Below are 9,559 nucleotides of genomic sequence, written 5' to 3'. Positions count from 1 at the left end.
GTATAATATAACTATATAGTATAAATTATGTATTATTAATATACCTTTAAATTAAGTTTTATTAAATTATGTTTATTTAAACAACTTAAAAGAATTATTTATTAATTCTACGTTTTAGAAAGGATAATAGCATGAGCAACTTTTGGTGTGAAGTAGACTTAAAAAAATTAAATGATAATATTGATGTAATAAAAAAACTTGTAGGTAATAAAAAAATTATTGGTGTTATTAAGGGAGATGCTTATGGACTTGGAATAGAAAAAATTTCAGAATTTCTATCGAATAAGATAGATATTTTGGCTGTAGCAACAAAGGAAGAAAGTGAAAAAGTATATAGTAATACTGATATATTACTATTATCTCCTTTATGTTGTAAAAATGATTTTAATGATGAACGAGAAAATTTAATTTTTTCTATTGATAATGAAAAAATATTAGATGAAATACCAAAAGATAGAGACAAAAGGGTTCATATCTATGTTGATACAGGTATGAACAGAATGGGTATAAAACCAAATAGATTAGATTATTTCATTAACCTTATTAATAAAGATTATAAGAATATTAAAATAGAAGGTATATATACTCATTTACATAATTGTAAAAATATAAAATACACTTTAAATCAAGTTAATATTTTTAAAGAAACAGTAAAAAAATATATTGGAGAGATACCAAATATACATTGTATGGCTTCAAGTGCAATAATAAATGATGAAATTAGGAAAGCAGCTGAGTTTACTACTGTTGTACGAGCTGGTAATATTTTATATGGATATATTGGTTTTAACAAAGGAATAAAAAAAACATATGAATATTATGCTAATATAATTAATACATATAAAGTAGTTAAAGGAGAACATATTGGATATTCAGCTTTATTTAAAGCTAAAGAAGATATGAATATTGGAATAATAGAATGTGGAAATGTTCATGGATTAGGAACTACAAGAGAAACAAGTAATAATTTATTATATGATATATTTAGATTAATTTATAGAAAATTTAAAAAACGTCATGTTATATTTTGTGAAGGAAAAGCTGTTAACATTATTGGAAAGCCTAATATGAATATTACAATAGTTGATATGAAAAATGTTTCGAAAAATTCTAAACTTAGAATAGATATTTCACCTATAATATCTGAAGGAAGTATTGATAAAATATATAATATTGAATGATAATTCATAAAAAACCATAAAAATTCGTTTATAAACGAATTTTTATGGTTTTTTATTTTTTATAGTTGACTTATAAAGTTAAAAATGTTAATATTTAACCAACGAATGCGAAAAATATCTATTAAAAATAAAAAAATATTCGTGTATGGAGGCAGATATGATTAGTGTATTTTTTATTGAGAAAAAACAAGAGTATAATACTGAAGCAATATCTTTATTTCAAGAATTTAAAGAAAATTTGTTTATTAAAGAATTAGAAAGCGTAAGAGTATTAAATAAATACATAATAAAAGGAGCTTCACTTGCAGATATAGAATTAATTTTACATGAAGCAACTGTAGATAATATATATGCTGAAGAATTTCCAATAGAAAAAAATGAACAAGCTTTTTCAGTAGAATATCTACCCGGTCAATATGATCAAAGAGCTAATTGGACTGAAGAATGCTATAGTATTTTAAATATTGGGGAAAAAGTTGAAGTAAAAAGTAGCAAAGTGATAGTGGTAAGAGGAAACTTAAAATTAAAAGATTTAAATAAAATAAAAAAATATTATATCAATCCAGTAGATTCTAGAGAAATAGATCCTTATTCAAAAAATTTTCAACTTAATTTTGTAGTTCCACAAAAGGTGGAAATTTTAAAGGATTTTAAAGGATTAGATGTAAATTCTTTAAAAAAGTTTCATGAAGATAATGGATTTGCTATGAGTTTTGATGATATAAAAATGATACAAACTTATTTTAAAGAAGAGAATAGAGATCCATCTATAACAGAAATAAAAGTTATAGACACCTATTGGTCAGATCATTGTAGACATACAACCTTTCAAACATCCATAACTGAAATTGAGATAGAAGAAAATGAATTAACTAATTCTATTAAAGAATCGTTATCCTTATATAACAATTCTAGAGAATTTATTTATAAAAATGAAAAAAAAGATATTACATTAATGGATATAGCCATCATATGTATGAAAGAAATGAGAAAAAGAGGTGTTTTAGAAGATTTAGATGTATCTGATGAAATAAATGCATGTTCAATTAATGTAAACATAGAAACTACTAATGGCTTTAAAGATTATTTAATAATGTTTAAAAATGAAACTCACAACCATCCTACTGAAATAGAACCTTTTGGAGGGGCAGCCACTTGTCTTGGTGGTGCTATAAGAGATCCGCTTTCAGGAAGAACTTATGTTTATCAAGCCATGAGAGTAACAGGAAGTAGTGATCCTACAGTAAATTTCCAGGAAACATTAGATGGTAAATTACCACAAAGAAAAATAACAGTAGGTGCAGCTAATGGTTATAGTTCTTATGGAAATCAAATAGGATTATGTACTGGTGAAGTAAGAGAAATTTATCATCCAGGATATTTGGCTAAAAGAATGGAAATTGGTGCAGTTATTGGTGCAGCTCCTAAAGAAAATGTGTTAAGAAGCAAACCTTTAGAAGGTGATGTAATAATACTTTTAGGTGGAAAAACTGGTAGAGATGGATGTGGTGGAGCCACTGGTTCTTCAAAGGAACATACAGTAAAATCTATAGAACAATGTGGTGCAGAAGTTCAAAAGGGAAATCCGCCGACGGAAAGAAAAATTCAAAGGTTATTTAGAAATGAAAAAGTAACTAAACTAATAAAGAAATGTAATGACTTTGGTGCAGGTGGTGTTTCAGTAGCTATTGGAGAACTTTGTGATTCTTTAGATATAAATTTGAATTTAATTCCAAAAAAATATGAAGGATTAGATGGTACAGAATTAGCAATATCAGAATCACAAGAAAGAATGGCAGTAGTTGTAAGAAAAGAAGATGAAGATAAATTTATTTCATTAGCAGAGAAAGAAAATTTAGAAGCTACTACAGTAGCAACTGTTACAGATACAGGATATTTGAGAATGTTTTGGAATGAAGAGAAAATAGTAGATTTAAAAAGAGACTTCTTAAATACTAATGGAGCTAAACAATATACAAAAGTTAAAGTAAAAGCACCATTAAAAAAAGAAAATTACTTTAAAAATAATGATAATGAAATAAATGTAAAAGATAAATTTATAAATACACTAAAAAGCTTAAATGTAACTAGTCAGAAAGGTCTTATAGAAAGATTTGATTCAACCATTGGTTCAGGAACTGTATTAATGCCTTTTGGTGGAAAATATAAATTAACTCCTACAGAAGGAATGGTTAGTAAAATACCTGTTTTAAGTGGTGAAAGTTTAGATGCTACTATAATGACTAATGGTTTTAATCCTTATTTATCTAGTTGGAGTCCATATCATGGTGCTTATTATAGCATAATAGAAGCAGTAACTAAAATAGTTGCCATTGGAGGAAATTTTGAAAATATACGATTAACTTTACAAGAGTATTTTGAAAAATTATATAAAGATCCATGCAGATGGGGAAAACCATTTAGTGCATTACTAGGAGCTTATAGAGCTCAAATGGATTTAAATATGCCAGCTATTGGTGGGAAAGATTCCATGTCAGGTAGTTTTGGAGATATAGATGTACCACCTAGTTTAGTAGCATTTGCTGTTTCAATTGAAAAGGCTACTAATATTATATCACCAGAATTTAAATTTACTAATTCTAAAATAGTTTATATAAAAACAAATAGAAATAAAGAGGAAATTATTGATATAAAACAATTTAAAAATAATATGAGGGTAATTTCTAATCTTATAAAAGAAAAGAAGATTTTATCAGCCTATTCCATAAAAATAGGTGGTTTATGTGAAGCTATAAGTAAGATGTGTTTTGGAAATAAAATTGGTTGTAAATTAAACCAAAATGCAACTAAAGAATTAATGTTTGATAATAATTATGGTTCTATAGTAGTTGAAGTTCCTAATACTATAAAAATAGAAGAGAATTTTAAAAATAGTAATTACATTATTATTGGAGAAACAACTAATACCTCTTCAATAGAAGCTTTGGGAGAAAGTTTTAGTTTAGATTCTTTAATAAAACATTGGGAAGAAAAGTTAGATTCGGTTTTTAAAATTAAATTGGATACTAAGGAAGAAATAGTAAAAGAAAATTTATTTAATAGTCAACACTCTAAAACTCCAGGTATAAAATTAGCAAAGCCTAAAATTATAATACCAGTTTTTCCTGGAACAAATTGTGAATATGATTCTGCTGATGCTTTTAATAAAGCAGGTGGAGAAGCTGAAACTCTAGTATTTAGAAATTTAAATAAAGTTACTTTAGAGGAATCTATAAGTATGCTAGAAAAAAGTATTAGAAAATCTCAAATTATAATGCTTCCAGGTGGATTTTCAGCAGGTGATGAACCTGATGGGTCTGGTAAATTTATAGCTACAGTATTTAGAAATGATAGAATAAAAGAAGCTGTAATGGATCTTATTAAAAATAGAGATGGCTTAATATTAGGTATTTGTAATGGCTTTCAAGCATTAATTAAATTGGGGTTAGTTCCTTATGGAGAAATAATAGATATAAAAGAAGATATGGCAACATTAACTTATAACAATATAAATAGACATATGAGTTCAATGGTTTCTACTAAGATAACTTCTAAATTATCGCCTTGGTTTAGCAATGTAGAGCTTGGAGATATACATCAAGTGCCAATTTCTCATGGTGAAGGTAAGTTTATAGCACCTAAAAAATTAATAGAAGAATTATTTAAAAATGGACAAGTAGCTACTCAATATGTAGATTTTGAAGGAAATGCAAGGTTGGATATGCCTTATAATCCTAATGGTTCATTAATGGGAATAGAAGGAATAACTAGTCCGGATGGAAGAATTCTTGGGAAAATGGCACATTCAGAGAGAATAGGAAAAAATTTATATAAAAATATTCCTGGAAACTTTGATCAAAAAATATTTGAATCTGGAGTTAAATATTTTAAATAATTTATAAAAATTTTAGGCTATGCTTAAATTAATGTTTATCACAAATAGCATTTAATAATGTATTTAAGCATAGCAATTTTAAAAAATAAATTGGTAAAAAGGAGAAGATTAAATGAAAGTAGCAATTTTTTTTGGTAGCAAATCTGATACAGAGATAATGAGAGGAGCAGCTAATGCCCTTAAAGAATTTGGAGTAGAATTTAAAGCTTATGTTTTATCAGCTCATAGAGTTCCTGAAAAGTTAGTTGAAACTTTAAATGATGTAGAAAATAATGGCTGTGAAGTTATTATTGCAGGAGCAGGTCTTGCAGCCCATTTACCAGGGGTTATAGCATCTCATACTACATTACCAATTATAGGAGTTCCTGTTAATGGTGCTATTAATGGATTAGATGCACTTTATTCCATAGTTCAAATGCCAAAATCAATTCCAGTAGCTACAGTGGGAATTAATAATAGTTATAATGCTGGCATGTTAGCAGTACAAATACTTTCCATTAAATATCCAGAGTTAAAAGAAAAATTAAAGTCTTTTAGGATTGAAATGAAAGAGAAATTTATAAAAGAAAATGGAGAAGGAGTGGAACTATAATTATGAAAAAAGAAATGATGTATGAGGGAAAAGCAAAAAAAATATTTAAAACAAATTTAGAAGATAAGGTAGTTGTATATTATAAAGATGATGCTACTGCATTTAATGGAGAAAAAAAAGGAGCTATAGAAGACAAAGGAGTATTAAATAATGCTATAACTTCAGTAATATTTAAAATGCTTGAAGAAAATGGAATAAAAACACATTTTATAGAAAAATTAAATGAAAGAGAACAATTGTGTAAAAAGGTTGAAATAATTCCTTTAGAAGTAATTGTTAGAAATGTAGCAGCTGGAAGTATGGCTAAAAGACTAGGCTTAGAAGAAGGCTATGAATTAAAAACTACAGTTATGGAGATTTGTTATAAAGATGATGCTTTAGGAGATCCTTTAATAAATGATTATCATGCAGTGGGTATAGGAATTACTAATTTTGAGGAATTAAATGAAATTTATAAAATAACTGAAAAAGTAAATTGCTTGTTAAAAGATTTTTTCTTAAAGCAAAATATTAAGTTAATAGATTTTAAATTAGAATTTGGAAAAACAATTAATGGAGAAATTTTATTGGCAGATGAAATATCACCAGATACATGTAGATTTTGGGATGCTACAACTAATGAGAAATTAGATAAAGATAGATTTAGAAGAAATTTAGGAAGTGTTAAGGGAGCTTATGAGGAAATTTTAAGTAGAATAAGCCAATAAATATTATAAAGGGGTATAAAAATATGTATGATGCTATAAATGACAAGTTCAAAGAAGAATGTGGAGTATTTGGTATATTTTCAAAGAATGAATTAGATGTTGCAAGATATACTTACTATGGGTTATATGCATTACAGCATAGAGGACAAGAAAGTGCTGGAATTGCAGTAGCTAATGGTGCAAAAATAGAAATGCATAAAAATCTAGGATTATTAACAGAAGCATTTTCAGAAAATGATCTAGATAAATTAAAAGGTCATATAAGTATTGGACATGTAAGATATTCTACTACAGGAGCTAATAGGGTTGAAAATTCACAACCTTTAGTTAGCTCAACAAAATTAGGATCTATAGCTATAGCTCATAATGGAAATTTAGTTAATGCAGATGTAATTAAAGATTTATTAGAGGACTCAGGATATGTTTTTCATACAACTATAGATTCAGAAGTAATAATAAGTTTAATTGCAAGAAGTGCAAAGCATGGTATTACAAAAGCAGTTTTTAATGCAGTGCAAGCAGTTAGAGGTTCCTTTGCTATGGTTATTTTAACTGAAGATAAACTTATAGGGGTTAGAGATCCACATGGAATACGTCCACTATGTTTAGGAGAAATAAACGGAGATTATATACTTTGTTCAGAAAGTTGTGCATTAGAAACTGTAGGAGCAGAATTTATTAGAGATATAAATCCAGGTGAAATAATAACAATTTCAAAGGATGGAATTGAAAGTATAAAGTATTCTGAAAAAACTTTATGTGAAACTTGTGCTTTTGAGTATATTTATTTTGCAAGGCCAGATAGTACTATTGATGGAATAAATGTTCATGAATCTAGAGTAAAGGCTGGAGAAATGTTATATAAACAAAATCCTATTGATGCAGATGTGGTAATTGGAGTACCAGATTCAGGCTTAGCATCAGCTATTGGTTATTCTAATGCTTCAGGAATTCCTTTTGATCCAGGATTTGTTAAAAATAGATATGTAGGAAGAACTTTTATTACTCCTAATCAAGATATGAGAGAAAAAGCAGTATCGGTAAAATTAAATCCTTTAAGATCTAATGTAAAGGGTAAAAGAATAGTTTTAATTGATGATTCTATTGTTAGAGGAACTACTTCAAGGCATTTAGTTGATTCATTAAAAAGAGCTGGAGCTAAAGAAGTACATTTTAGAGTAGCTTCTCCAATGGTAAAATTTCCTTGTTATTTTGGTATTGATACACCTTATAGAAGAGAACTTATAGGAGCCAATAATACTTTAGAAAAAATAAAAGATATTATAGGATGTGACTCCATAGATTATTTAGAACAAGAAAATTTATTAAAATGTTTTGGAAGAAAAAAAGGTTTTTGCTTAGGCTGTTTTGATGGAGTTTATCCAGTAGCTACACCTATTGAAACAGATAAAGATCATTTAGAAAGGTAGTTGAAATGTATGATTACTTATAAAGAATCAGGAGTTAATATAGAAGAGGGATATAAATCAGTAGCCTTAATGAAAAATTATGCTAAAGAAACTTTAAGTAAATATGTATTAAGTGGATTAGGAAGTTTTGGAGCAATGATAGAAATACCAGAAGGATATAAAAAACCTGTGTTAATTTCTGGTACTGATGGTGTAGGCACAAAATTAGAAATTGCTTTTAAAACTAAAAAATATGATACGGTGGGAATAGATTGTGTAGCAATGTGCGTAAATGATATTTTATGCCATGGAGCAAAGCCTTTATTTTTCTTGGATTATATTGCATGTGGAAAATTAGATGCTAATGTAGCGGCAGATTTAGTAAAAGGGGTTTCAGAAGGATGTATACAATCAAATGCTTCACTAGTAGGTGGAGAAACGGCTGAAATGCCTGGCTTTTATAAAGAAGGAGAATATGATATTGCAGGCTTTGCAGTAGGTGTAGTTGAAAAAGATAAGATTATTGATGGAAATAAAATTGAAGAGGGGAATATACTTATAGGACTTCCTTCATCAGGAATTCATTCTAATGGATATTCATTAGTTAGAAAAATTTTTACTGACTTAGAAGAAAATTTTAAAGAAAAACCTATTTGGGAAGAACTTTTAAAACCAACAAAAATTTATGTAAAACCTATAATTGAACTTATGAGTAAAATATCTATAAACGGTATGGCTCATATAACTGGTGGTGGATTTATAGAGAATATACCAAGAATGTTTGGAAATAAAAAATTTACTGCTGTTGTAGATACAAATTCTTATGAGTTACCAGAAATATTCAAAAAAATAATTGAAAAAGGTGTAGATAAAGATCACATGTACAATACCTTTAATATGGGAATAGGATTTGTAATATGTATTTCTAAAGAAGATTTAGAAGTTACTATGAATACATTAAAAGAGCTAGATGAAAATCCAATAATTTTAGGTCATATAGTTTCTGGAGGTGAAGGCATTTGTTTAAAATAGCAGTGCTTATATCTGGTGGAGGGAGTAATCTCTCCTCTATTATAAATGAAATAGATAAAGGAACAATAAAGGGTTCTATATATTGTGTAATATCTGATAGAGAAGGGACCTATGGTATTGAAAGAGCTAAAGAAAAAGGAATTTCTACATATGTTATAGATAAAAAAAATCATGGTAAAAATACTTCAGATAAAATATTAGAAATATTAAAGGGTAAAGTGGATATTATAGTGCTTGCAGGATATCTTTCCATATTAAATGGTAGTATTCTTAATGAATTTAAAAATAAAATAATAAATATTCATCCATCTCTTATTCCTAGCTTTTGTGGAACAGGTATGTATGGGTTAAAGGTACATGAAGAGGCTATAAAAAAAGGAGTTAAATTTTCAGGATGTACAGTACATTTTGTAAATGAAGAAATAGATGAAGGTGCCATTATTACTCAGGCTGTGGTTCCTGTATATTTTGAAGATACTGCTATAACTCTTCAACAAAGAGTTATAAAAGAAGAACATAGAATTTTACCAGAAGCCATAAGGTTAATTGCAGAAAATAGAGTAGTAATAAAAGAAAAAAGAACACTTATATGTTAATAAAAGATTATTAATTTAATGATAGTGTAAAGTTTAATATGAAAAAATAGGTTAGATATTATTTTGAAAATATTATTTTTAAAAACTATCAAAGATTATTTTTAGGTACAACAAAAAGACCTTCTATGAGAAGATTTTAAAAATATT

7 protein-coding genes are annotated in these 9,559 nt (G+C 27.4%); all 7 read left to right on the top strand.

Going from position 1 to position 9,559, the window contains the following annotated elements:
• Nucleotides 1–131: 131 nt before the first annotated feature.
• Complete coding sequence (locus tag GBZ86_RS09345) at nt 132–1,181, top strand: alanine racemase (protein WP_152890013.1); 1,050 nt, start codon at nt 132–134, stop codon at nt 1,179–1,181.
• Nucleotides 1,182–1,338: 157 nt separating this feature from the next.
• Complete coding sequence (locus GBZ86_RS09340; RefSeq protein ID WP_152890011.1) at nt 1,339–5,076, top strand: phosphoribosylformylglycinamidine synthase; 3,738 nt, start codon at nt 1,339–1,341, stop codon at nt 5,074–5,076.
• Between the two features lie 112 nt (nt 5,077–5,188).
• Nucleotides 5,189–5,668, top strand: coding sequence for a 5-(carboxyamino)imidazole ribonucleotide mutase (gene purE, locus GBZ86_RS09335; RefSeq protein WP_152890009.1), 480 nt, complete (start codon nt 5,189–5,191; stop codon nt 5,666–5,668).
• Nucleotides 5,668–6,375, top strand: coding sequence for a phosphoribosylaminoimidazolesuccinocarboxamide synthase (gene purC / locus GBZ86_RS09330; RefSeq protein ID WP_327444792.1), 708 nt, complete (start codon nt 5,668–5,670; stop codon nt 6,373–6,375). The genes purE and purC overlap by 1 nt, the downstream gene beginning before the upstream one ends.
• A 23-nt stretch (nt 6,376–6,398) precedes the next feature.
• A complete protein-coding gene (purF, locus tag GBZ86_RS09325; protein WP_152890005.1) occupies nt 6,399–7,805 on the top strand; it encodes an amidophosphoribosyltransferase in 1,407 nt (468 codons plus the stop codon).
• A gap of 9 nt (nt 7,806–7,814) precedes the next feature.
• On the top strand, nt 7,815–8,816 hold the full coding sequence (gene purM, locus GBZ86_RS09320; RefSeq protein ID WP_152890003.1) for a phosphoribosylformylglycinamidine cyclo-ligase: 1,002 nt from the start codon (nt 7,815–7,817) through the stop codon (nt 8,814–8,816).
• Nucleotides 8,804–9,412: a phosphoribosylglycinamide formyltransferase gene (purN, locus tag GBZ86_RS09315; protein WP_152890001.1), complete on the top strand. Its 609-nt coding sequence runs from the start codon at nt 8,804–8,806 to the stop codon at nt 9,410–9,412. Before purM ends, purN begins: the two co-directional genes overlap by 13 nt.
• Nucleotides 9,413–9,559 lie beyond the last annotated feature (147 nt).

The sequence above is a fragment of the Clostridium tarantellae genome (genome assembly GCF_009295725.1).
In the GTDB taxonomy this organism is placed as follows: Bacteria; Bacillota; Clostridia; order Clostridiales; family Clostridiaceae; genus Sarcina; species Sarcina tarantellae.
The sequence above is the reverse complement of the archived record's forward strand: the minus strand, read 5'-3'. Positions and strand labels throughout refer to the sequence as shown.

Coding starts and splice junctions, on each gene's coding strand:
- GBZ86_RS09345 (WP_152890013.1), top strand. CDS start 132: ATGAGCAACTTTTGGTGTGAAGTAGACTTAAAAAAATTAAATGATAAT.
- GBZ86_RS09340 (WP_152890011.1), top strand. CDS start 1,339: ATGATTAGTGTATTTTTTATTGAGAAAAAACAAGAGTATAATACTGAA.
- purE (WP_152890009.1), top strand. CDS start 5,189: ATGAAAGTAGCAATTTTTTTTGGTAGCAAATCTGATACAGAGATAATG.
- purF (WP_152890005.1), top strand. CDS start 6,399: ATGTATGATGCTATAAATGACAAGTTCAAAGAAGAATGTGGAGTATTT.
- purM (WP_152890003.1), top strand. CDS start 7,815: ATGATTACTTATAAAGAATCAGGAGTTAATATAGAAGAGGGATATAAA.